This window comes from Streptomyces sp. NBC_00090, assembly GCF_045160815.1.
Classification (GTDB): Bacteria; Actinomycetota; Actinomycetes; order Streptomycetales; family Streptomycetaceae; genus Streptomyces.
The window spans coordinates 5,464,994-5,487,793 of record NZ_CP108224.1 but is presented as its reverse complement, the minus strand read 5'-3'; the positions used below and the strand labels follow the sequence as shown (position 1 = coordinate 5,487,793).

Here is a 22,800-nt window from a genome sequence, read left to right as displayed (position 1 = left end):
GCCCGGGGGCGCCGGGACTGTGGGGCCTGCGAGGCCCGGAGGCCTTCGGACCTTCAGGCCTTCCGGCCTTCCGGCCGTCGGGTCTTCGGGTCTTCAGGTCCTCAGGTCGGCAGAGCTCAGATGAGGCCGAGCTCGCGGACCGCGTCGCGCTCCTCCGACAGCTCCTGCACCGAGGCGTCGATGCGGGTGCGGGAGAACTCGTTGATCTCCAGGCCCTGGACGATCTCGTACTTGCCGTCGACACAGGTGACGGGGAAGGAGGAGATGAGGCCCTCCGGGACGCCGTAGGAGCCGTCCGACGGGATGCCCATGGAGGTCCAGTCGCCGGCGGCGGTGCCGTTGACCCACGTGTGGACGTGGTCGATGGCGGCGTTCGCGGCGGAGGCGGCGGAGGACGCGCCACGGGCCTCGATGATCGCGGCGCCGCGCTTGGCGACGGTCGGGATGAAGGTGTCGGCCAGCCACGCCTCGTCGTTGACGACCTCGGCGGCGTTCTTGCCGGCGATCTCCGCGTGGAAGATGTCCGGGTACTGGGTCGCCGAGTGGTTGCCCCAGATGGTGAGGCGCTTGATGTCCTCGACGGAGGCGCCGGTCTTCGCCGCGAGCTGCGAGAGCGCGCGGTTGTGGTCCAGGCGGGTCATCGCGGTGAAGCGCTCGGCCGGCACGTCCGGGGCGGCGGCCTGGGCGATCAGGGCGTTGGTGTTGGCCGGGTTGCCGACGACGAGGACCTTGATGTCGTCCGCGGCGTTGTCGTTGATGGCCTTGCCCTGCGGCTTGAAGATGCCGCCGTTGGCGGCGAGCAGGTCACCGCGCTCCATGCCCTTGGTGCGCGGGCGGGCGCCGACGAGCAGCGCGACGTTGGCACCCTCGAAGCCCTTGCTCGGGTCGTCGAAGATGTCGATGCCCTTGAGCAGCGGGAACGCGCAGTCGTCGAGCTCCATGGCGGTGCCCTCGGCGGCCTTCACGCCCTGCGGGATCTCGAGGAGGCGCAGCTTGACCGGCACGTCCGCGCCGAGCAGGTGGCCCGAGGCGATGCGGAAGAGCAGCGCGTAGCCGATCTGGCCGGCCGCGCCGGTCACGGTGACATTCACGGGAGTGCGGGTCATGGCGATCTCCGTAAGACAGCTGGCGGTGGGGGTCCCTGCCCCTGGTGCTGGATAGCCCTCTTGATCGATCGGTGTCTCGACATGAAGAGATATCCAGCGGTCAGGCTATCGGACCCTGACCCCCGCCAAGCCCCACCCCCTTGTGGTCCGGCTCACTGCCACCCGTCCGAGCCGGGCGCCGTCACTCCGTGGTGCAGCCCTCGCTCCCGTCCGCGAGGGCCCCGCAGGCCCTCGCCTCCGCACCCGAACCGACCGCGACCATCGGGGTGTACGCGTCGGTGTCGGCCCCGGCGGGCACCACGGCCCTCCGGGTGACGCCCGCGACCTCCACCGTGACGGCGTCCCCCGATACGGCTCCGGTGATGCGGGCCCAGGCGGCCGCGCACGTCGCGCTGTGACGGACCTCGACGCGGGCGGTGCCGACGCGGGTGCGGGCGACGGTGGTGGCGAGGGTGCCGCCGCAGCCCATGGCCTCGGGGTCCCGGCCCGTGCAGCCGGGGCCCGCGCACTTCACCCCGGCGGGAAGGCTGGTGCTGGGCGCGGCGGTCGGGGCCGTCGGCGAGGGCGGGGCGGTGGCCCGGTCGTCCGTACCGCCCGTACCGCCGGTACCGCCCAGGTCGACGAGGAGCAGGGCGGCGGTGACGACGAGGAGCGCGCCGAGGATCCCGGCGCCGTAGAGGAGCAGGGCCCGGCGGCGCGGGGCCGGGGAGTCGGGCCGCGGGGAGGAGGGAGGGGAAGCAGGCGCGGAAGGGGAAGTGGAAGCAGACGCGGAACGGGGAGCGGAAGCGGAGGGGGCCCCTTCGACGCGCCGGATCTGCATGGTCCGGTCGTCTCCGGGACCATCGGCACCGGCGGAGTCGGCGGGGCCGGCGGGACCTGCGAGATCGGCGGGGCCTGCGTTCCGCGCCCAGGCCCGTTCGGCGCGTTCCCATCCCTCCGCGAGGTCTCCGGGGTCGGATCCGGTCACCTCGGCGAGCGCCGCGACGGCGTTCCTGGGTACGGGTCGACGCGCGCTCAGATAGGCGTCCCACGCGCTCCGGTCGTGTCCGGTGCGTTCGGCGACGGCGGTGACGCCGAGGCCGCTGCGGTCGACCATCCTGCGGAGCCGCTCCACGAACGCGCGCACGTCCGGGTCGAGTTCGTCCGACAGTGCCTTCCAGCCAGGCATGTGCGACCCCCTTGTCCCAGGCTCCCCAGGCTCCCCTGCTGCCCTGCCGCCCTGCGTCATCGAAGGATGGCAGCTCCGAGGGGGTTCCGGGGAGCGATCCGCGCTCCGGATGCGTGGACGAGGTGGCGGAATGGTCACTTCCGTGCCACAGCGCACCGCCGGAGCTTGAACCACGTTGGCGCGTACATGACCCTTGATCACGACGGCGCCCGCCCTCCCACGGGGGAGAGGGCGGGCGCCGCACCTACGTCACGTCGAGTCCGTACCTAGGTCACCGTGAGGTGCAGGACGTCCTCCAGGAACGGGATCCGCAGCCAGGGCTCCGGCTGCACCATGAGCGCGAGCAGCACGATCAGGCCGCCCATGACCCCGTACGTGATCATGTCCGTGAAGCGGGAGCGCACGGCGAGCATGCCCACGGACGGCAGCACCCGGCGCATCACGGCGCCCAGGAGCAGCGCCACCCCGACCAGGATCGTGCCCACCCGGAACGCCTGCGGGAACGGGTCCGTCCCCACCACGACCAGGCCGATCCCGGCGAGCACGAGGACGCTCAGCAGGGGCCACTGACGAGCGGGCGCGGAGGCGTCGCCGGGCGCAGCCCGGCCGCCGCCCTCGGGCCGCGCCGTGTCCGTGGTGACGGTGGGCGGCCGGCGCCCGACCCCCTTGGCCGCGCCGTCCCTGGCCGCACCGCCGTTGGCCGCGCCGCCCTTGGCCGTCGCGCCCTTCGCCGGTTCGCCCTTCGCGGTCATGCTCAGAGCGCCGCGGCCGCGCGCTCGGCGGCCTCGACGACGTTCACGAGGAGCTGCGCGCGGGTCATCGGGCCGACACCGCCCGGGTTCGGGGAGATCCAGCCGGCCACCTCGGCGACGCCGGGGTCCACGTCGCCGAGGATCTTGCCCTCGCCGTTGCGCGAGACGCCGACGTCGAGCACGGCCGCGCCCGGCTTCACGTCCTCCGGCTTGATCAGGTGGGGGACGCCCGCCGCCGCGACGATGATGTCGGCGTTGCGCAGGTGCGCCGACAGGTCCCGGGTGCCGGTGTGGCACTGGGTCACGGTCGCGTTCTCGGAGCGGCGGGTGAGGATCAGCGGCATCGGGCGGCCGATCGTGACACCGCGGCCGACGACCACGACCTCGGCGCCGTTGATCTCCACGCCGTGCGCGCGCAGCAGCGTGATGACACCGTTCGGCGTGCAGGGCAGCGGGGCGGGCTCGTTGAGCACGAGCCGGCCGAGGTTGGTCGGGTGGAGGCCGTCCGCGTCCTTGGACGGGTCCATCAGCTCCAGGATGCGGTTCTCGTCGATGCCCTTGGGCAGCGGGAGTTGGACGATGTAGCCCGTGCAGGTCGGGTCCTCGTTGAGCTCCCGTACGACCGCCTCGATCTCCTCCTGCGTGGCGGTGCCGGGCAGTCGGCGCTGGATGGAGGCGATGCCCACCTCGGCGCAGTCGCGGTGCTTGCCCGCCACGTACTTCTGGCTGGCCGCGTCGTCGCCGACGAGGACGGTGCCCAGGCCGGGCGTGACGCCCTGCTCCTTGAGGGCCGCCACACGGACGGACAGTTCGGTCTTGATCGCGGCTGCGGTGGCCTTGCCATCGAGAATCTGGGCGCTCATGGAGACATCCTCCCGGATGACCCCTGCCTTGTTCCAATTCGCTCGCGCCGGAGGCCTCACCGACGGGCGACAGATTGCACTTGCACAACTCCGACGCGTATCGACTGGACAAAAACTCGACGGTGCAACGACGATGATCGGCGAAGTACCGCGGAAAGTGCCGGGGGGAAATCCGCTCAAACGCTGTGAAAGTCCTCCGCGCGGGCCGCGTCGTCCCCGCACAGAAAATTTCACGGAGGAATCCCGCGATGAGCTTCGGCGACCCGAACAACCCCTACGGCCAGCAGCAGGGGCAGCAGCAGCCCGGTTACGGCTACCCGCAGCAGACCCCGCAGGGCGTGCCTCCGCAGCAGGGCTACGGCTACCCGGCCGCCCCGCCGGCCTCGCCGTACGGCGGCGGCTACCCGGGCGCCGCCATGGTGATGCCCGGCGGTGTGAAGGCCAATCGCGTGATCCTGTGGATCCTCGGCGTCATCCAGGCGCTGTTCGGCCTGCTCGCCGTCGTGGCCAGCAAGTGGGTCGCCGACCAGCTCGCCGGCTCCCCCGAGCTCGACGGCCAGACCCAGGACGTCTCCTCGATCCTGACCGGCACCATGATCGTGGTCGGTGTCATCGGCCTCGCGTTCGGCGTCTGGGCCATCATCATGGCGGCCAAGATCGGCTCCGGCGGCAACGGCATCCGCATCTCGGGCATCGTCTACGGCTCGCTGGTGACCCTCGGCAGCCTGGTGAACCTGCTCGGCGCGAACGTCTTCGCCCTGATCAGCCTCGTTCTCGGCATCCTGCTCATCGTCTTCTTCGCGAAGAGCGACGCCGCGGCCTGGTTCAAGCGGAACCAGCAGCAGTACTGAGCACCGCTCGCGCCGAGGGGCCGGGTTCCGTACGGAGAGTACGGAGCCCGGCCCCTCGGCCGTTCCCTACCGGTGTCGCGGCGCGCGTCACGGATGTCGCAGCGCGCGTCACACCTTCTTGAGCACCGCGAACCCGTCCGAGCGGTACGTGATCTCGTACCGCGCCTCCGGGTGCAGTTGCGAAGCCAGCTGCACCGGGTCCGAGACCTGCTGCGACCAGCCGCGCAGGTCGAAGGCGAGATAGTCCGGGGTGGCCCCCTTCGAGGTGCCCACCCAGTAGACCCGGTGGTCCGCCGTGAGGTGGGCGAGGAGCGAGACGTCCGCCTCCACGCTCACACCCTCCGGCACCGCGGCCACCGCCGCCCGCGCCTCCGTGGCCCGGGTGTCCGTGCGGTACGTCTCCGACTTCAGCAGCTCCCGCAGCGGCAGGTTCACGGCGAGCACGAGCGCGACGGCCGTGGCGACCGGGACGACGACCTTCCCGTACGCGGCGAGCCAGGCGCGCGGCGAGGTGCGCACGGACCGGGCGGCGTCCACGAGGGCCAGGAAGACCACCGGCATGAGGATCGCGCTGTAGTGCCAGTGCATGCCCCAGTGGTTGGGGTCCTGGGAGAGGAAGCGCCAGCCCAGGGTCGGCAGCACGAGCAGGATCAGCGGGGAGCGCAGGGCGAGGAAGCCGGTGATCGCGAGCAGGAAGATCACCATCTCCCAGCGTTCGCCGGAGACGAGGGCGTCGGTGATGACCTGCCCGAAGGAGGTCTCGGCGCCCTGGCCGGTCTTCTCGATCTTCGACCAGTAGTCGTACTCCCCGACCCGGCTCGCCGCCGGGATCAGGACGAGGACGGTGAGGGCGAAGGCCGCCACGCCGAAGCCCGCCAGGGCGGCGCCCAGCCGCTTCTGCCCCTTGAGGAAGAGGACCGCGCCGACCATGGCGACGGTGAGCCCCATGTCCTCCTTGACCAGGACGAGCGGGGCCGACCAGGCGACGGCCGCCGTCCAGCGCCCGAGGAGCAGGGCCCGGCAGGTCAGCGCGAGCATCGGGACCGCGAAGGCGATCTCGTGGAAGTCCGACTTGACGGCCTCCTGGAGCCCCCAGGAGAGCCCGTACGCGACGGCGAGTCCGATGCCGGCGGCCCGGCTGCCGAGGACCTGCTGGGTGGTGCGGCCGACGACGACGGCGCCGGAGGCGAAGAGCGCGGCCTGCGCGAAGAGCAGGGCGGCGGGCGAGGGCCAGATCCAGTACAGGGGCGCGAGCAGCGCCGTGACCGGGCTGAAGTGGTCGCCGAGTATGTGGAAGCCGGGGCCCTTGATGTCGACGACGGGGGCCCGGAACTCGGCGTACGCCCGCACGGACTGCCCGAAGATCCCGAGGTCCCAGGAAGGGGTGCGGAAATGCGTGTACTGCACCCAGGAGTAGAGGAAGTACAGGCCGCAGAGGACGACCGCGAGGATCAGATAGGGCCTCAGCGGGGCCGGGGAAAGACGGTCCGGCGCGTTCGGGTCGTCGGTGTCCGCGGTATCCGCAGCGGGCCTGTTCAGTACGTCCAACACCACGTCCCCCACAACCGGCGGCCGACAAAAGAGCAACCCATTAGACCAGAGACCACCCGATCGGCTGAGTCACTCACAGGGAGTCACTCACAGGAAGCCCACAGAAAGGCCGCCCCAGGGCCGGGGAAAGTCCGGGGTGCGTGGAGCGGGGCCCTCCTCTTCAGGAGGGCCCCGCCGTCACCGTCAGTGGAAGAAGTGGCGCGTGCCGGTGAAGTACATGGTCACGCCCGCCTTCTGCGCGGCCTCGACGACCAGCTCGTCACGGACCGAGCCGCCCGGCTGCACGACCGCCTTCACGCCGGCGGCCGTGAGGATCTCCAGGCCGTCGGGGAAGGGGAAGAAGGCGTCCGACGCGGCGTACGCGCCGCTCGCCCGCTCCTCGCCGGCCCGCTCGACGGCCAGCTTCGCGGAGTCGACGCGGTTGACCTGGCCCATGCCGACGCCGACCGAGGCGCCGTCCTTGGAGAGCAGGATCGCGTTGGACTTGACCGCGCGGCAGGCCTTCCAGGCGAAGGCGAGCTCGGCCAGCTCCTCGGCGGACAGGGCCTCGCCGGTCGCCAGGGTCCAGTTCGCCGGGTCGTCGCCCTCGGCCTGGAGCCGGTCGGTGACCTGGAGCAGCGCGCCGCCGTCGATCGGCTTGACCTCGACCGGGTTGGCCGGGGCGCCCTCGGCGCGGAGCACGCGGATGTTCTTCTTCTTGGCGAGGACCTCGACCGCACCGTCCTCGTACGCCGGGGCGACGATGACCTCGGTGAAGATCTCCGCGACCTGCTCGGCCATCGCGACGGAGACCGGGCGGTTGACGGCGATGACGCCGCCGAACGCGGACAGCGGGTCGCAGGCGTGCGCCTTGCGGTGGGCCTCGGCGACGTCGGCGCCGATCGCGATGCCGCACGGGTTGGCGTGCTTGATGATCGCGACGCAGGGCTCGGTGTGGTCGTACGCGGCCCGGCGCGCGGCGTCGGTGTCCGTGAAGTTGTTGTACGACATCTCCTTGCCGTGCAGCTGCTCGGCCTCCGCGAGGCCGCCCGTGCCGTCGACGTAGAGCGCGGCGCCCTGGTGCGGGTTCTCGCCGTAGCGCAGCACGTTCTTCCGCTCGTACGTCGCGCCCAGGAAGTCGGGGAAGCCCGACTCGTCGGCGGCGGCGTAGTCGTCGGCGAACCAGGCGGCGACGGCCACGTCGTACGCGGCGGTGTGCTGGAAGGCCCGGGCGGCGAACCGCTTGCGCAGCCCCAGCGTGAAGCCGCCCTCCTTGACCGCCTGGAGGACCGCTGCGTAGGCGCCGGGGTCGGTGACGACGGCCACGGACGGGTGGTTCTTGGCCGCGGCGCGAACCATCGACGGGCCGCCGATGTCGATCTGCTCGACGCACTCGTCGGGAGTGGCGCCGGAGGCGACGGTCTCCTTGAACGGGTAGAGGTTCACGACGACCAGGTCGAAGGGCTCCACACCGAGCTCGGCGAGCTGCTCGCGGTGCGACTCCAGGCGCAGGTCGGCGAGGATCCCGGCGTGCACGCGCGGGTGCAGGGTCTTGACCCGGCCGTCCAGGCACTCGGGGAAGCCGGTCAGCTCCTCGACCTTGGTGACCGGCACACCGGCGGCGGCGATCTTCCCGGCCGTGGAGCCGGTGGAGACGAGCTCGACACCGGCCTCGTGCAGACCGCGGGCCAGCTCCTCCAGACCCGTCTTGTCGTAGACGCTGACCAGCGCGCGGCGGATGGGCTTAACGGTGTCCGTGTTCACCGACATGAACCTTTCGTCCCTCAATGCGATAGCCGTGCCGGGCGAGGTGCCCCACGACGTCGACGAGCAGCGAGCGCTCGACTTCCTTGATGCGCTCGTGCAGAGCGGCTTCATCGTCCTCGTCCCGCACCTCGACCACGCCCTGGGCGATGATCGGGCCGGTGTCGACACCGTCGTCGACGAAGTGGACGGTGCACCCGGTGACCTTCGCGCCGTAGGCGAGGGCGTCACGCACCCCGTGGGCACCGGGAAAACTGGGCAGCAGCGCCGGGTGGGTGTTGACGACCCGGCCGCCGAAGCGGGCGAGGAACTCCTTGCCGACGATCTTCATGAACCCGGCCGAGACGACGAGATCCGGCTCGTACGCGGCGGTGGCCTCGGTCAGGGCGCGGTCCCACTCCTCGCGGGTGGCGTGGTCCTTGACCCGGCAGACGTAGGTGGGCAGCCCGGCGCGCTCGGCGCGCTCCAGACCGACGATGCCGTCGCGGTCCGCGCCGACGGCGACGACCTCGGCCCCGTACCCCTCGGGGTCGGCGGCGATGGCGTCGAGGAGGGCCTGCAGATTGGTACCGGACCCGGAGACCAGGACGACGAGGCGGGCGGCAGCCACTGGGTCACTCTTTCCGTGGTGTTTGTGCGGTCGTACGAACGAATCGTGTCGCTCGATACGGGGAACCCTACGAATGGCTCGACCGTCAGCAACGATACCGGCACACCGGACGGCCCCCACGGGACGGGGGCGGAGCAGGGCGGTAGCGTCAGGGTCCGACGCCGGACGACAGGGCGGACGACGGACCGGACGACACGCCGGACGACACACGGGACGACGCGTCACCAGACACACCGGAACACACGAGACGACACCGCGGCCGGGCACAGCGGCCGGTCGCGGGACGAGACAGCCGAGACAGACGAGACAGCAGCGGAGACCGCGGGTGCGGCCGTGGTCGCGACGACAGAGGGAAGACGTCCAGCACATGCCGGAGCGCCAGTCCACGAACGACAACAACCCGTTCGCGCCGCCGCCCGAGGGCCGGCCGGATCAGCCGTGGCAGCCGCGGCGACCGGAGGGTTCGGACGACGACACGTCCGGTGCCTCGGGGTCGTCGGACGGTTCGGGTGCGGAACCGGGCGGGCCGACCGGATCGACCGGATCGACCGGTCCGACCGGATCGGCCGACGGTCGCTGGAGCCCCCGCCAGCCGGGCCGCTCGACGGACGGCTTCGGCCGCGGGCCCGAGCGCCGGGGAGGCTCCGAGGGCGGCCCCGGGCAGGGCGGCGGGCCAGGTCGCGGCCAGGGGCTGCGCTGGGACCCGACGGACCCCGCGCAGCGGCGGGCGCGCTACGCGATCCTCGCGGGCATGTGGGCCTTCTTCTTCGCCATCTTCGAGATCCCGGAGCTGGCGCTGCTGCTCGGCGCCCTCGCGCTCTACTGGGGCATCAGCTCCCTGCGGACGAAGCCCAAGCAGGCTTCGGAGCTGTCGCCGACAGCAGAGCCGGCGGGGTCGGACGGGGCGGGGTCGTCGGAGGCCCCGTCCGCGTCCGACGCGGACCGATCCGGCGCGCCCTCGTCCTCGTCCTCGTCTTCTCCCGCTCCCGCTCCCACGACGGCGCCGGTCCGCTCGATGCGGACGGCCGCGATCAGCGGCATCGTGGCGGCGAGCGTGGCCCTGATGATCGTCGCGGTCGGCTTCACCATGCAGCTCGTCTACCGGGACTTCTACGAGTGCCGCGACGACGCCCTGACCCACGCGGGCCAGCTCGCCTGCAACGACCTCCTGCCGAAGCCGCTGCGCGCGGGCTTCGGGGTCCGGGAGTAGACACCCCCTACGGGGTGGGGGGAACCGGCGGCGGGGAGGGCTCCCAGGCCGCCGGGAGGTAGTCGTACGGCTCGTAGCCCGGGTCGTCGTCCAGGTCGAGGTCCAGGTCCTGGGCGGTGGCGGTGGAGCCGGTACCGGAAGCCTGCGGGGCGTCCGGGGTGCCGCGGTCGCCCCCGCCGCCGGGACCGGCGCCGGACCCGGCGCCGTTCGGTACCTGACCGCCCGGAGCCGCGTCCGGCCGCTTCTCCGCCCCCACGCCGAAGACCGCCCCGACAGACGCCCGGGCGGACGTCCCGAACATCGTCCCCAGCCTCGTCCAGAGTCCCGCCCCGAGCCCCGCCCCGAGCCCCGCCCCCGCATCCGTACCGGCCTTCCCGGCAGACGCGGACGCCGGTACGGATGCCGGGGCGGGGGCGGGGACGGACGCCGGTACGGAGCCCGGAACGGATACCGGTACGGGCAGCGGCAGCGGCTTCGGCCGGAGGGCCCGGCGGCCCCAGGCCCGTACGGTCAGGGTCACCGGCACCCCGAGGCACGCGCCCCACAGCACCGTCGCCGCGCCCGCCTGCCACCACACCGGGCCGAAGGCGGACAGCCGCCCGGAGCCGAGCGGGCCACCCGCCGCGGCCGCGAGGACGGCGACGGCGGCTCCGCATCCCCAAGCGGCTCCCAGGGCCGTCAGGGCCGCGTCCCGGGTCGGCCAGCCCCGCGCCGAGCGGCCCACGCGCCAGCCCTGGACCAGGGTCGCGGCCAGCGGAACCGCCGCGGCCGCCCAGTGGGTCCACGTACCGCGTCCCTCGGCGGGCAGCGCGGCCAGCAGCGGGAAGGCCGGCACGGCCGGGTCGCCGGCGAGACCCAGGGGCGTCGCGAGCGCGCCCGTACCGAGGGTGAAGCCCGGCCCGAGCCCGTACGCCGCCCCCCACACGGCCATGTTCGGCAGCAGCGCCAGGACCAGCAGCAGGACCGTGACCCGCCCCGACCACTCCCCCGCCAGGCCCTCGAACGCGGTCTGCGCCTCACCCGCGTGCCAGGCCAGCGAGACCGCCGCGAGCACCGCGCCGCCGCCGCACAGCGTCACGAGCCCGAGTCCCGTCGCGCGGAGGGCCGCCGCCGCCTGCCGCTGTCCGGGCAGCGGGCGGCCGAGCGCCGTCCAGACGCCCGCCCCCGCCGCGCCGGTGACGACGGCGGGCAGCCAGAGCCCGGCGGTGATCAGGTCGGCGGGCAGCGGGCCGCTCTCGCTGTAGACCACGACGGCGGCCGCGACCAGCAGGTACCCCCCGGCCACGGCGGCCGCGGCGCCGCTCGCTGAGGGGCGCGGCCGACCGCTGCCGTTCCCCGGGCCGAGGGTGTCGCGGGCGGCCCGGTGGACGAGCCAGACGGGCAGGGCGACGAGGAGCATCGGCACGACGCCGAGGGGGGCGGGCAGGCCGGAGAGGGTGTCCGTACGGATCAGGTCCACGCCGTGGGCGAGGAGCCAGATCCCGGCGGCGGCGTGCATGGCGCCGCCGGGGCCGCTGTCGGGGTACGGCGAGCTGATCCAGGCCGCGATCACCAGGACGGCGAGGGCGCCGAGACCGAGCCCGGCGGCGACGCCGCCGCGGACACAGGCGGTGGCCAGAGCGGCGGAACGGCCGCCCTGGACCAGGGGGTGCTCGGTCATATGGGTCACGGGTTCATGCTCCCAACGACACGCGCTTTTGCCGCGTAACAGGCAAACCTCCGCTGTGTCGCTCAAGATACGTTTATGTACTTTTCCGCCCATAGCAGCTCTGCGGGAGGTCGACGCCGATGAGCCGGAGCACCACGGATTCCGCATCCTCCGTCACCCTGCCGACGCCGAAGGAGCGGCGCAGGTTGCGTGAGGCCCTGGCCCTCAGCGAGGAGCAGGTCGCCGAGGCCATGGGCGTCTCGAAAGCCACCCTCAAGGCCTGGGAGGCCGGGCGCTCGGCGCCACGGGGCCGCAAGCGCGAGGCGTACGCGAAGCTGCTCGCCGCGCGCGCTGACGCCGAGGCGGGCCGTGTGGCCGCCCCGGCCGACGCGGCCGGCCCGCCGGAGCCCACCACGAACGCGTCCACGCCCGTATCCGCGTCGGGGGCGGAGTCGGGGTCGGAGCCGGGGCCGGCATCGGCGCCTGCGTCGGGGTCCACGTCCGGGTCCGCCCCGGCGCCGGCGTCGGCCCCGAGCCCGGCGCAGCCTCTCCCGGCCTCGATCCCCGCCTCGGCCTCGGCTTCGGTGTCGGCCTCTGCATCGGTGTCGGCCTCTGCATCGGCTTCGGCTTCGGCCAACGTCCGGCCCAGGGCCGCGGCCAAGCGGGCGACCAAGCCGCCCAAGGCCCCCTCGCCCGTCCCCGCCATCACCCCCGGCGCCGCCCGCAAAGGCGCCCCCAAGCCGCAGGAACGCCTGAAACCGGTGGCGGCACAGGGAGCCGGCCCGCCGGCGGCCGTCTCCGCGATCCCCGTGCCGGAGACGCCCGGTTCGGCGGGCGCCCCGGAGCCCGCGCGGCCGCCCGCCGAACCGGGCCTCACCCCCGAGCAGGCCTTCGACGCGCTGTACGCGTACGCCGCGCCCGGCCTCGCCCACCAGACCTACCTGCTCACCGGGCGCCGCCGGCTCTCGCGCGAGTCCGTCGAGCAGGCCTTCCGCCACGCCTGGGAGCACTGGCCCGAGGTCGCCGTCGACGCGGACCCGGTGGGGTGGGTGCGGGCGGCGGCGTACGAGTACGCCCTCTCCCCCTGGCACCGGCTGCGGCGCGCCCACAGGCACCCCGACGCCCCGCCGACCGAGGCGAACCGGCGGGCGCTGCTCGCCGCGCTGCTCGAACTGCCGCCGCCGTACCGCCGTACCGTCCTGCTCTACGAAGGACTCGGCCTCGACCTGCCGGAGACGGCCGCCGAGACGGAGGCGAGCACCCCCGCCGCCGCCAACCGGCTGCTGCACGCCCGTGCGGTCCTCGGGCAGCGGATCCCCGAGCTCGCCGAGCCGGAGGTCCTGCGCCGGCGGCTGAGCTCACTGGTCACCGAGGCGCCGACGGCCACCCTCCCGGCGGCCCGCGCGGTCCGGGCCGGCAGCGAGCGGCGGAACCGCAGGTGGACACGGACGGTGCTGGGGGTGACGGCGGTCCTGGCCTGCGTGACGGCCGTCACGGCCGCGACCGCGCCCACCCAGTACCTGCCGGTGAACGCCCCCGGCGAGACCGTCAACGGGGTACCGGTGCGCGGCGGCTCTCCGAAGCTCGCTCCGGAGGACGTCGAGCTCCGCGACAAGCTCCGGTCCGAGCCGAACCCGGGTCCGGAGCGGCTGATCCCCTCGACGGAGTAACGCGACCGAACGGGCTTGGCCGGGCCGCTCGGTCAGGCGGCTCGGCCGGACCGCTCGGCATTCGAGCTCACCCGTTCAGCTCGGCCGGGCCGCGTACGCGAGTGGGCCCCGCCCCCCACCCGGTCTCCCGGGAGGGGCGGGGCCCACTCGCGTACGTGCTGATGGTGTCAGCCCGTGAGGCTGTACTAGCCGGCCAGAATGGCGCGCGCCAGCTTGGCCGTCTCGGTCGGGGTCTTGCCGACCTTGACGCCCGCGGCCTCCAGGGCCTCCTTCTTCGCCTGGGCGGTGCCGGAGGAGCCGGAGACGATGGCGCCGGCGTGGCCCATGGTCTTGCCCTCGGGCGCGGTGAAGCCCGCGACGTAGCCGACGACCGGCTTGGTGACGTTGGCCTTGATGAAGTCGGCCGCACGCTCCTCGGCGTCGCCGCCGATCTCACCGATCATGACGATCAGGTCGGTGTCGGGGTCCGCCTCGAACGCCGCGAGGGCGTCGATGTGCGTGGTGCCGATGACCGGGTCGCCACCGATGCCGACGGCGGACGAGAAGCCGATGTCACGGAGCTCGTACATCATCTGGTACGTCAGCGTGCCGGACTTCGAGACCAGGCCGATGCGGCCCGGCTTCGTGATGTCGCCCGGGATGATGCCGGCGTTGGACTGGCCCGGGGTGATGAGACCGGGGCAGTTCGGGCCGATGATGCGGGTCTTGTTGCCCTTCGACTGCGCGTACGCCCAGAAGGCGGCGGAGTCGTGGACGGCGATGCCCTCGGTGATGACGACGGCCAGCGGGATCTCGGCGTCGATCGCCTCGACCACGGCGGCCTTCGCGAAGGCCGGCGGGACGAAGAGGACGGAGACGTTGGCGCCGGTCTCCTTCATCGCCTCGGCGACGGAGCCGAAGACCGGGACCTCGGTGCCGTCGAAGTCGACGGACGTGCCGGCCTTGCGCGGGTTCACGCCACCGACGATGTTGGTGCCGTCACCCAGCATGAGCTTGGTGTGCTTCATGCCCGTGGCACCGGTCATGCCCTGGACGATGACCTTGCTGTCCTTGGTCAGGAAGATAGCCATGGTGTTCTGACCTCGTCCCTTACTTCGCAGCCGCGAGCTCGGCGGCCTTGTCGGCCGCGCCGTCCATGGTGTCCACGCGCTGCACGAGCGGGTGGTTCGCGTCCGACAGGATCTTGCGACCCAGCTCCGCGTTGTTGCCGTCGAGGCGCACGACCAGCGGCTTGGTGACCTCTTCACCCTTGGAGGCGAGGAGCTCCAGGGCCTGGACGATGCCGTTGGCGACCTCGTCACAGGCGGTGATGCCACCGAAGACGTTGACGAACACGGACTTGACGTCCGGGTCGCCCAGGATGATCTCCAGGCCGTTCGCCATGACCTCGGCGGAGGCGCCGCCACCGATGTCGAGGAAGTTGGCCGGCTTCACGCCGCCGTGGTTCTCACCGGCGTACGCGACGACGTCCAGGGTCGACATGACCAGACCGGCACCGTTACCGATGATGCCGACCTCGCCCTCGAGCTTGACGTAGTTGAGGTTCTTGGCCTTGGCGGCAGCCTCGAGCGGGTTGGCTGCGGCCTTGTCCTCGAGCGCCTCGTGCTCGGGCTGACGGAAGTCGGCGTTCTCGTCGAGAGACACCTTGCCGTCCAGGGCCAGGATGTCGCCGGAGGCGACCTTGGCCAGCGGGTTCACCTCGACGAGGAGCGCGTCCTCGGCGACGAAGGTCTTCCACAGGGTCACGAGGACCTCGGCGACCTTCTCGGCAACCTCGGCCGGGAACTGCGCCAGGGCCACGATCTCGCGGGCCTTCTCGATGTCGACACCGGTGTTGGAGTCGACGGGCACCTTCGCCAGCTTCTCGGGGGTCGTCGCGGCGACCTCCTCGATGTCCATGCCACCGGCGACGGACGCCATGGCGAGGAAGGTGCGGTTGGTGCGGTCGAGGAGGTACGAGACGTAGTACTCCTCGAGGATTTCCGGAGCGGTCTCCGCGATCATCACCTTGTGGACCGTGTGGCCCTTGATGTCCATCCCGAGGATGTCCGTCGCGCGGGCGACGGCCTCGTCCGGGGTGGCGGCCAGCTTGACGCCGCCGGCCTTGCCGCGGCCACCGACCTTCACCTGCGCCTTGACGACCGACTTGCCGCCAAGACGCTCGGTGGCCTCGCGCGCCGCCTCAGGCGTGTCGATGACTTCACCGGCCAGCACCGGTACACCGTGCTTGGCGAAGAGGTCCCTCGCCTGGTACTCGAACAGGTCCACGCGCGTCCGTCCCTTTTCTGATGATCGCGGTTCGTTTTCTGCGTGGGCGTGCCGCGGAGGGCAACGTGACTGCTCTGTCACAAGGGAGGCGTTCACGGTGTCCGTGGACGCGGCATGTCCGTCTCGCAGGTTATCTCCGAGGGACGTAGGTCCCTAAATCGCAGATCCCCACGGAGCGGTGATACGGGTCACAGGCTGTAGGGGGCGAGGGGCGTTCCGTAGGGGTCGCGAGGTGGGGAAGTGCGACGTTCTCGGCAGGCGGGGCATGGCCTCCCGGCCCCTCACGACGCGCCAGAAGCGGAGGTGAGGGGCGATCGGGGCCCGATGTGATATGGGCCTCAGTCGCCCCCGGAGCACCCGTGCGGGTGGTCCCGCGGCTACGGATTCCGCACCTGCCGGAGGTACGCCTCGGTCTCCAGTGCGGAGCTCGGGACGGCCCCTCTGTACGGAACTCGGGACGGCTCCTCGGCTCACGCCGTGGGTATCGGGAACGGCTCCTCGGCTCAGGCCGTGGGTATGGGGAGCGGGCGCTTCTCCAGGGCGGCGGCCATGACCTCGGGGAAGAGGTCGGGGGTGCAGGCGAAGGCCGGGGCGCCGAGTGCGGCGAGCGCCGCCGCGTGGTCGCGGTCGTAGGCGGGGGCGCCCTCGTCGGAGAGGGCGAGCAGCGCGACGAACTGGACGCCGGAGGCCTTCATCGCCGCGACCCTCTTCAGCATCTCGTCACGGATGCCTCCCTCGTACAGGTCGCTGATGAGGACGACCACGGTGTCGGCGGGGCGGCTGATCTTCGACTGGCAGTGGGCGAGGGCCCGGTTGATGTCGGTACCGCCGCCGAGCTGGGTACCGAAGAGGACGTCGACCGGGTCGTCGAGCCGGTCGGTGAGGTCGACGACGGCGGTGTCGAAGACGACGAGCCGGGTGGCGATCGACCGCATCGAGGCGAGCACCGCGCCGAAGACGGAGGCGTAGACGACGGAGGCCGCCATGGAGCCGGACTGGTCGATGCAGAGCACGACCTCCTTCCGTACGGCCTGGGAGGCGCGCCCGTGGCCGACGAGCCGCTCCGGGACGACGGTGCGGTACTCCGGCAGGTAGTTCTTGAGGTTGGCGCGGATCGTGCGGTCCCAGTCGACGTCCCGGTGCCGGGGGCGGCTGATCCGGGCCGAGCGGTCGAGGGCGCCGGTGAGCGTGGCGCGGGTGCGGGTGGCGAGGCGCTTCTCCAGGTCGTCGACGACCTTCCGGACGACGGCCCGCGCGGTCTCCCTGGTCGTCTCCGGCATGGCCTTGTTGAGGGAGAGCAGGGTGCCGACGAGGTGCACGTCGGCCTCGACCGCCGCCAGCATCTCCGGTTCCAGGAGGAGCGTGGCGAGGCCGAGCCGGTCGATGGCGTCGCGCTGCATGACCTGGACGACGGAGCTGGGGAAGTACGTCCGGATGTCGCCGAGCCAGCGGGCGACGGAGGGCGCCGAGCCGCCGAGCCCGGCCGAGCGGTCCCTTCCCCTGCCCTCGCCCGTTCCCCGGCCGCGGGCCTGCCGGTCGTAGAGCGCGGTGAGGGCGCCGTCCATGGCGGCGTCGGTACCGGTGAGTGCGCGGCCGGTGCCGTCGGCCTCCCCGCCGCCCAGGACGAGACGCCAGCGGCGCAGCCGCTCGTCGTCCGCCGTCACGTCATCGCTCGTGCCCCTGCACGCACTCGGTCCCGTGCCCATGCCCGTACTCGTGCTCATGCGATGGCCTCCGTACCGAGGATGAGGTGGAGGAGGGGCAGGACGCCGTCCGCCCGTTCCCTGTCGAGAGCGGCGGCGAAGCCGGGAACGCCGCCGGGCCTCGGGCGGCCCGGGCCGCCGGCCTTCGGGCCGCGGGCGACGAGCTCGCCGAGGGTGCGGCGGACGCCCGGCTCGTATCCGGAGAAGGTCCTTCTCAGCAGCGGCAGGACGTCGGTGAACGCCCCCGCCGGTACGGACGTGAGCCAGGCGTCCACCAGGCCGAGCAGCCGCTCGTCGTGGACGAGGAGCAGCCCTCCGCCGGAGGCCCCGCCGACGAAGCCGTCGATCCAGGCGGCGGCGTCCGGCGGCGGGGTGCCGGGTGAGAGGGCGCGGCTCATCAGCAGCGCGGCCTCGTCCTCGGCGATCCGTCCCTCGTCGAGGAGGAGCCGGGCGGCCCGGCCGCGCAGGATGCCGGGCACCCGGTCGCGTCCGGCGAGCCGGTGCAGGACGCCCGCCCAGCGCTCGGTCGGCTCCTCCGGGTCCGGCAGCAGGCCGAGGGAGTGGTGGACCTCGTCGATCCGGTCGCGCATGGCGGTGGCGGCGTCGGCGTCGAGTCCGGCGCAGGCGGGCGGCAGGCCGACGCAGATCCGCTCGACGAGCCCGGCGGCGACCTCGGCGAGGGCGGCCGTGTCGGTGGAGCGGACGTCGCCGTAGCGCAGGGAGCGGGCCAGGGCCGGGAGGGCCTGGGCGAGGTGGGCGACGTCGGTGTCGAGCGCGGCCCGGTCGGCGAGGGCCCGCATCACGACGGGCAGCGCCTCGGTGAGTCCGGCGAGGAGGCACTGCTCGGCGAGGGCCGTGATGTCGGTGAGGGCGGTCGCGGACAGGGCCCGGGACTCGGCCTTGGCGGTGGCGGCGGCCTCGACGGTGGTGCCCCAGATTCCGGCCTCGGCCACCTGGACGTGCAGCTCGGGCTCCCAGCGCAGCCGCCAGGGCTCCCGGAAGGTGCCGGTGCCGGCCCGCCCGGCGGCCGGTGTGCCCCAGTCGACGCCGAGCAGCCGGAGCCGGTGCAGCAGTCGGCTGCGGGCACCGTCCGTCTCCTTGCGGAGATCGAGGTCCAGCTCGCGCGGCTGGGCCTCGGGCTTGAGCCGCAGGGAGCGCTGAAGACGGCTCAGGTCCCGTTGGAGAGGGACGGCGGGGGCGCCGGCGGGCACCTCGCCGAGGACGTCGCCGACGACGAGGCGGTCGCGGACGAGGTCGAGGGGCACCTCGGAGCCTTCGCACAGGACGGCGCGGACGGCGTCCGTCGTCTCGTCGAGCCCCGGGCGCGGCCGGCCGCGCAGCGCGGCGAGGGTCTCGGCGAGGCGGACGGCCTCGATGACATGGGCGGAGGAGACGAGGTGGTCCTCCGCCCTGAGGAGTCCCGCGACCTTGGTCATCCAGCGCTCGACGGGCCGGTCGGGGGCGGCGAAGAGGTGTCCGTACCAGCCGGGCGCGTCGATGCCCGCGCCGTACCCGGAGCGGCGGGCGAGCCTGCGGTGGGTCCAGGGCACCCAGGTCAGTTCGGTCCTCACCTTGGGCAGGCCCTTGAGCAGGGCCCGGTCGGCGGTGACGGTGGTCCGCCGGGTGAGGGCGGGGACGTGCCAGGCGCCGCAGACGACGGCAACCTCGTCGCCGAACTCCTTGCGGGCGGCGCGCAGCTGGAGCCGCATGTACGCCTCGCGGACGAGGTCGCGGGGGTGGCCGCCGTGCCCGTAGGCCTCGCGCACGGCGCCCATGGCCTCGGCAAGGGCCTCGAAGGGGGCGGTGGGGTCGGCGTCGCCGCGCAGTTCGACGACGTCCTCCCACCAGCGCTCGGCGTCCTCGTGCCCGGCGGTCCGGGCGAGTTCGGCGAGCGGGTCGATACGGAGCCCGCTGCCGGTGACCTCGTCCTCCTCGTCGCTCCAGGTGGGGTCGGCGGCGGCGAGGGTGTGGGCGGCCGGCAGGTCGATGAACCGCACGGCGGCGCCCCGGTCGAGGGCCCAGCGGATCGCGACCCACTCGGGCGAGAACTCGGCCATCGGCCAGAAGGCGGCCCGCCCGGGGTCGTCCACGGCGTGGGCGAGAAGGGCCACGGGGGGCCGCATGGCCTCGTCCCCGGCGAGCGCCACGAGGGCGTCGGCCTCGGCGGGCCCCTCGACGAGCACGACGGCGGGCTTCTCGGCCTCCAGCGCGGCCCGCACGCCGCGGGCCGAACCGGGCCCGTGATGCCGCACCCCGAGCATCAGGGGCCACTCGCGGCGCCCGTCGTCCACGGCCGGAGCGACGTTCGGGACGGGGACGGGGTCGGGGACGGGGACGACGCCGGGGACGGAGTCGGGGCCACGGGCGGGGTCGACGCCCGACGTGTGGGCCGGGCCCCGGGCCGTGGTCGTGGGTGTCATGCGCTCACCTCGCGGCAGGCGCGGTAGAAGTCCTTCCAGCCGTCTCTCTCCCTGACGACCGTCTCCAGGTACTCCTGCCAGACGACCCGGTCGGCCGCCGGGTCCCGGACGACGGCGCCGAGGATGCCGGCGGCGATGTCCCCGGGGCGCAGAACGCCGTCGCCGAAGTGGGCGGCGAGCGCGAGCCCGCCCGTGACGACGGAGATGGCCTCGGCCGTGGAGAGCGTCCCGGAGGGGGACTTGACCTTCGTCCGCCCGTCGGTGGTGACCCCGTCCCGCAGCTCGCGGAAGACGGTGACGACGCGCCGGATCTCGTCCGCCCCCTCCGGCACGGCCGGCAGGTCGAGGGAGCGCCCGATCTGCTCGACGCGCCGCGCGACGATGTCGACTTCGGCGTCGGGGGTCGCGGGCAGCGGCAGCACCACGGTGTTGAAGCGGCGGCGCAGCGCGCTGGAGAGTTCGTTGACGCCCCGGTCGCGGTCGTTGGCCGTGGCGATCAGGTTGAAGCCGGGGACGGCCTGCACCTCCTGGCCCAACTCCGGCACGGGCAGGGTCTTCTCGGACAGGATCGTGATGAGCGTGTCCTGTACGTCGGCGGGGATACGGGTGAGCTCCTCGACCCGGGCCGTCATGCCCCGCGACATCGCCCGCATGACCGGGCTGGGCACGAGGGCGTCCCGGCTGGGCCCCTCGGCGAGGAGCCGCGCGTAGTTCCAGCCGTACCGGATGGCCTCCTCGGGCGTGCCCGCGGTGCCCTGGACGAGGAGGGTGGAGTCACCGCTGACGGCGGCGGCGAGGTGCTCGGAGACCCAGGTCTTCGCGGTCCCGGGCACACCGAGCAGCAGGAGCGCCCGGTCGGTGGCGAGTGTGGTGACGGCGACCTCGACGATGCGGCGCGGCCCGACGTACTTGGGCGTGATCACCGTCCCGTCGGGGAGCGTGCCGCCGAGGAGGTACGTGGCGACGGCCCAGGGCGAGAGGCGCCAACGGGTGGGCCGGGGCCGGTCGTCGGCGGCGGCGAGTGCGGTGAGTTCGTCGGCGAAGGCGTGCTCGGCGTGCGGCCTCAGGGCCTCCGCGGCGGCCTCGGGCCGGCCCGGTCCGGTGTCCGTCTCGACACCGGAACCGGGCTGCGCGACAGTTTCGGACACGGTCATGGATCCCCCTCCAGATCGTTCGACCTGTTGTGCGATCCACCGTGCACCATGCCACTGACAATCGGATGTAACCGCTGGTCAGGAGCGCCGCGAGGGATGCGGGGTGAGGGAGGGTCAGCCCACGACCGGGGAGACGGCGACGCAGCCGCCCGCCATCGCCTGCTCGCCCTTGGCCTCCTTGATGACCTTGCCCTGGTAGATGACCTTGCAGCTGAGGCTGGCGGGGTCGAGCGAGACCGGCATGACGGCCGGCGGCATGATGCCCTGCAGTTTCACCGTCTTCGTCCACGGCGTGGCCGGCTTCTTCTCCTTCTCGACCTTCGGCGCCATGGCGGTGCCGTCCCCGGCGTGGAAGTCGATGGACTCGACGCTCTTGCCGCTGACCTCGTACGTGACCTCGTACGCCTCGGTGACGGACTTGTCGACCTGGTCGACGGCCTTCTCCGCGGCCTCCGAGCAGGCCCCGAGGCCGAGGGCGAGTCCGGCGGCGGCGAGGGCCGAGACGGTGGTGCGGACGGTGCGCTTCATGACGGGGTTCCCCTGGACAGGTGGTGCTGATCTTCGGTCTCGCGCAGAGAATCGTAAAGGGAGAGTAAAGTCAAATCATCTGACCGTCGTCGTCAGGTCCGCCCCCCGGGCCGCCAACTCCGGTGAACCTGCAGGCCGGGGGCGTTGTCAGTGGCGGCGTCTACGGTCGGTGACATGAATGCCATGGGGGTGCGCTGGACGGCTGAACAGGTGCTGGCACTGGCTCCTGACGATGCCTCACGCAGAGCGGGAAGCAGGCTCGGCACGGCCGGGCCGTGGTCGGGCACCGGCCGCGGCGAGGGGGTCGTCTGGGGCCTGTGCGCGGGCAGCGGCGGCAGACCGTACGAGACGGTCGTCGACACCACCGGCCCCGCGTACGCGTGCAGCTGCCCCAGCCGGAAGTTCCCCTGCAAGCACGCCCTGGGACTGCTGCTGCTCCAGGCGTCCGACGAGACGGCGGTCCCGGTCGGCGCCGCACCGGAGTGGGCCGGGCCGTGGCTCGCGCGGCGCCGGGGTCGCGCCGAGAGTCCGGCCCGGCCGGCCTCGGGCGGCGCCTCCGGGGGCCCGGCGGACCCCGAGGCCGCGCGCCGCAGGGCCGAGCGGAGGGCGGCCCGGATCACCGCGGGCGCGGAGGAGTTGGAGCAGCGGCTCGCCGACCTGCTGCGCGGCGGTCTGGCGGCGGCCGAGCAGGCCGGGTACGGACTGTGGGAGGAGACCGCGGCCCGCATGGTCGACGCCCAGGCGCCGGGGCTCGCCGGCCGGGTCCGGGAGCTGGGCGCGATACCGGGCTCGGGCCCGGGCTGGCCCGTGCGCCTCCTGGAGGAGTGCGCGCTGACCCACCTCCTCGACCGGGCCTGGCTCACCGCCGACCGGCTGCCCGCCGGCCTCGCCACGACCGTACGGACCAGGGTCGGCCTCACCGCCCCGGCGGACGGCACCCCGGTGCGCGACCACTGGCTCGTCCTCGCGCAGTACGACACGGCCGACGCCCGGCTGACCACGCGGCGCGTCTGGCTGTACGGCACGGCGAGCCGACGCACGGCGCTCCTCCTCTCCTTCGGCGCGGCCGGCCGGGCACCCGCCCTGGCGCTCCCCGTGGGCGCGCTCCTCGACGGCGAGCTGACCCCGCACGCGGGCGCCGGCCGGCTGCGCGCGGAGCCGGGCGAGCACTTCGTCCCGGTCGACGCCCCCGTCGTCCCGCCGCCTGGCGGGCCGGTGGGCGCGGCCCTCGACGCGTACGGGCGTGCGCTGCGCGAGGATCCGTGGCTGGACTCCTGGCCCGTGACGCTGCGCCGTGTCGTACCGGCGCGGGCGGAGTACGGCTGGCAGCTCGCCGACGCGGACGGCCGCGAGGCCCTGCCCCTGACCCCCGCCGCCCAGTCCCGGCCCGGACTCTGGCGCCTCGTCGCCCTGTCGGGCGGCGGCCCCGTGACCGTCTTCGGGGAGTGCGGCCACCGGGGCTTCACCCCGCTCGCCGCCTGGTCGCCGGAGGCCCCGTCCGAGACGGTCCCCCTCGTATGACGCCCCGCCATCTCCCCCGACCGCCCGGAGGACC

At 73.3% G+C, this 22,800-nt stretch carries 18 protein-coding genes; 4 read left to right on the top strand and 14 right to left on the bottom strand.

The genetic code is table 11. From position 1 onward, the window contains the following. Positions 1-116: 116 nt before the first annotated feature. From OG361_RS24665 to OG361_RS24650, 4 genes are all read right to left on the bottom strand, one after another. Entirely contained in the window at positions 117-1,106 is a 990-nt protein-coding gene (locus OG361_RS24665; protein ID WP_384560302.1) for a malate dehydrogenase, read from the bottom strand. Positions 1,107-1,287: 181 nt separating this feature from the next. Beyond that, positions 1,288-2,274 (bottom strand): DUF2690 domain-containing protein, encoded by a 987-nt coding sequence (locus OG361_RS24660; RefSeq protein WP_405856832.1) that lies wholly within the window; start codon positions 2,272-2,274, stop codon positions 1,288-1,290. Positions 2,275-2,540: 266 nt separating this feature from the next. Continuing rightward, on the bottom strand, positions 2,541-3,026 hold the full coding sequence (locus OG361_RS24655) for a DUF3017 domain-containing protein (protein WP_405856830.1): 486 nt from the start codon (positions 3,024-3,026) through the stop codon (positions 2,541-2,543). Between the two features lie 2 nt (positions 3,027-3,028). Beyond that, positions 3,029-3,889 carry a bifunctional methylenetetrahydrofolate dehydrogenase/methenyltetrahydrofolate cyclohydrolase gene (locus OG361_RS24650; RefSeq protein ID WP_405856828.1) on the bottom strand — a complete coding sequence of 287 codons (861 nt, stop codon included), beginning with the start codon at positions 3,887-3,889 and terminating at the stop codon, positions 3,029-3,031. A 248-nt stretch (positions 3,890-4,137) separates the two neighbouring features. Here OG361_RS24650 and OG361_RS24645 point away from each other — a divergent pair, with 248 nt between their 5' ends. Next, positions 4,138-4,740 (top strand): hypothetical protein, encoded by a 603-nt coding sequence (locus OG361_RS24645; protein ID WP_384560296.1) that lies wholly within the window; start codon positions 4,138-4,140, stop codon positions 4,738-4,740. Positions 4,741-4,848: 108 nt separating this feature from the next. Here the strand turns inward: OG361_RS24645 and OG361_RS24640 are convergent, their stop codons facing one another. The 3 genes from OG361_RS24640 to purN all read right to left on the bottom strand — a co-directional run bounded on the left by OG361_RS24640 (position 4,849) and on the right by purN (position 8,644). Continuing rightward, entirely contained in the window at positions 4,849-6,291 is a 1,443-nt protein-coding gene (locus tag OG361_RS24640; protein WP_405856825.1) for a DUF2079 domain-containing protein, read from the bottom strand. A 183-nt stretch (positions 6,292-6,474) separates the two neighbouring features. Continuing rightward, positions 6,475-8,040, bottom strand: a complete 1,566-nt coding sequence (gene purH, locus OG361_RS24635; RefSeq protein WP_405856823.1) for a bifunctional phosphoribosylaminoimidazolecarboxamide formyltransferase/IMP cyclohydrolase — start codon at positions 8,038-8,040, stop codon at positions 6,475-6,477. After that, on the bottom strand, positions 8,015-8,644 hold the full coding sequence (gene purN, locus OG361_RS24630) for a phosphoribosylglycinamide formyltransferase (protein WP_384560290.1): 630 nt from the start codon (positions 8,642-8,644) through the stop codon (positions 8,015-8,017). The genes purH and purN overlap by 26 nt, the downstream gene beginning before the upstream one ends. A gap of 367 nt (positions 8,645-9,011) precedes the next feature. Between purN and OG361_RS24625 the strand changes: the two genes are divergently transcribed. Next, positions 9,012-9,854 (top strand): hypothetical protein, encoded by an 843-nt coding sequence (locus tag OG361_RS24625; RefSeq protein WP_405856821.1) that lies wholly within the window; start codon positions 9,012-9,014, stop codon positions 9,852-9,854. Positions 9,855-9,861: 7 nt separating this feature from the next. On the opposite strand, the gene OG361_RS24620 is transcribed toward OG361_RS24625, so the two are convergent. Beyond that, positions 9,862-11,514 (bottom strand): DUF6350 family protein, encoded by a 1,653-nt coding sequence (locus OG361_RS24620; RefSeq protein ID WP_405862418.1) that lies wholly within the window; start codon positions 11,512-11,514, stop codon positions 9,862-9,864. A gap of 128 nt (positions 11,515-11,642) precedes the next feature. Here OG361_RS24620 and OG361_RS24615 point away from each other — a divergent pair, with 128 nt between their 5' ends. Next, positions 11,643-13,172, top strand: coding sequence for a sigma factor-like helix-turn-helix DNA-binding protein (locus OG361_RS24615; protein WP_405856819.1), 1,530 nt, complete (start codon positions 11,643-11,645; stop codon positions 13,170-13,172). 185 nt (positions 13,173-13,357) lie between these two features. Here the strand turns inward: OG361_RS24615 and sucD are convergent, their stop codons facing one another. From sucD to OG361_RS24585, 6 genes are all read right to left on the bottom strand, one after another. After that, positions 13,358-14,242, bottom strand: coding sequence for a succinate--CoA ligase subunit alpha (gene sucD / locus OG361_RS24610; RefSeq protein WP_055641765.1), 885 nt, complete (start codon positions 14,240-14,242; stop codon positions 13,358-13,360). Positions 14,243-14,261: 19 nt separating this feature from the next. Further along, a complete protein-coding gene (sucC, locus tag OG361_RS24605; RefSeq protein ID WP_389680812.1) occupies positions 14,262-15,440 on the bottom strand; it encodes an ADP-forming succinate--CoA ligase subunit beta in 1,179 nt (392 codons plus the stop codon). 503 nt (positions 15,441-15,943) lie between these two features. Continuing rightward, a complete protein-coding gene (locus tag OG361_RS24600) occupies positions 15,944-17,146 on the bottom strand; it encodes a VWA domain-containing protein (RefSeq protein ID WP_405862416.1) in 1,203 nt (400 codons plus the stop codon). A 14-nt stretch (positions 17,147-17,160) separates the two neighbouring features. After that, positions 17,161-19,404 (bottom strand): DUF5682 family protein, encoded by a 2,244-nt coding sequence (locus tag OG361_RS24595; RefSeq protein WP_405862414.1) that lies wholly within the window; start codon positions 19,402-19,404, stop codon positions 17,161-17,163. Between the two features lie 155 nt (positions 19,405-19,559). Beyond that, on the bottom strand, positions 19,560-20,717 hold the full coding sequence (locus OG361_RS24590; protein ID WP_384560280.1) for an AAA family ATPase: 1,158 nt from the start codon (positions 20,715-20,717) through the stop codon (positions 19,560-19,562). 114 nt (positions 20,718-20,831) lie between these two features. Then, positions 20,832-21,245, bottom strand: a complete 414-nt coding sequence (locus tag OG361_RS24585) for a hypothetical protein (RefSeq protein ID WP_384560278.1) — start codon at positions 21,243-21,245, stop codon at positions 20,832-20,834. A gap of 174 nt (positions 21,246-21,419) precedes the next feature. Here OG361_RS24585 and OG361_RS24580 point away from each other — a divergent pair, with 174 nt between their 5' ends. After that, positions 21,420-22,766 (top strand): SWIM zinc finger family protein, encoded by a 1,347-nt coding sequence (locus tag OG361_RS24580; RefSeq protein WP_405856816.1) that lies wholly within the window; start codon positions 21,420-21,422, stop codon positions 22,764-22,766. Positions 22,767-22,800: the final 34 nt, after the last annotated feature.

Coding starts and splice junctions, on each gene's coding strand:
- OG361_RS24580 (WP_405856816.1), top strand. CDS start 21,420: ATGAATGCCATGGGGGTGCGCTGGACGGCTGAACAGGTGCTGGCACTG.
- OG361_RS24655 (WP_405856830.1), bottom strand. CDS start 3,026: ATGACCGCGAAGGGCGAACCGGCGAAGGGCGCGACGGCCAAGGGCGGC.
- OG361_RS24650 (WP_405856828.1), bottom strand. CDS start 3,889: ATGAGCGCCCAGATTCTCGATGGCAAGGCCACCGCAGCCGCGATCAAG.
- OG361_RS24615 (WP_405856819.1), top strand. CDS start 11,643: ATGAGCCGGAGCACCACGGATTCCGCATCCTCCGTCACCCTGCCGACG.
- sucD (WP_055641765.1), bottom strand. CDS start 14,242: ATGGCTATCTTCCTGACCAAGGACAGCAAGGTCATCGTCCAGGGCATG.
- OG361_RS24660 (WP_405856832.1), bottom strand. CDS start 2,274: ATGCCTGGCTGGAAGGCACTGTCGGACGAACTCGACCCGGACGTGCGC.
- OG361_RS24620 (WP_405862418.1), bottom strand. CDS start 11,514: ATGACCGAGCACCCCCTGGTCCAGGGCGGCCGTTCCGCCGCTCTGGCC.
- OG361_RS24600 (WP_405862416.1), bottom strand. CDS start 17,146: ATGGGCACGGGACCGAGTGCGTGCAGGGGCACGAGCGATGACGTGACG.
- OG361_RS24590 (WP_384560280.1), bottom strand. CDS start 20,717: ATGACCGTGTCCGAAACTGTCGCGCAGCCCGGTTCCGGTGTCGAGACG.
- OG361_RS24625 (WP_405856821.1), top strand. CDS start 9,012: ATGCCGGAGCGCCAGTCCACGAACGACAACAACCCGTTCGCGCCGCCG.
- OG361_RS24645 (WP_384560296.1), top strand. CDS start 4,138: ATGAGCTTCGGCGACCCGAACAACCCCTACGGCCAGCAGCAGGGGCAG.
- OG361_RS24585 (WP_384560278.1), bottom strand. CDS start 21,245: ATGAAGCGCACCGTCCGCACCACCGTCTCGGCCCTCGCCGCCGCCGGA.
- purH (WP_405856823.1), bottom strand. CDS start 8,040: ATGTCGGTGAACACGGACACCGTTAAGCCCATCCGCCGCGCGCTGGTC.
- OG361_RS24595 (WP_405862414.1), bottom strand. CDS start 19,404: ATGCTCGGGGTGCGGCATCACGGGCCCGGTTCGGCCCGCGGCGTGCGG.
- OG361_RS24665 (WP_384560302.1), bottom strand. CDS start 1,106: ATGACCCGCACTCCCGTGAATGTCACCGTGACCGGCGCGGCCGGCCAG.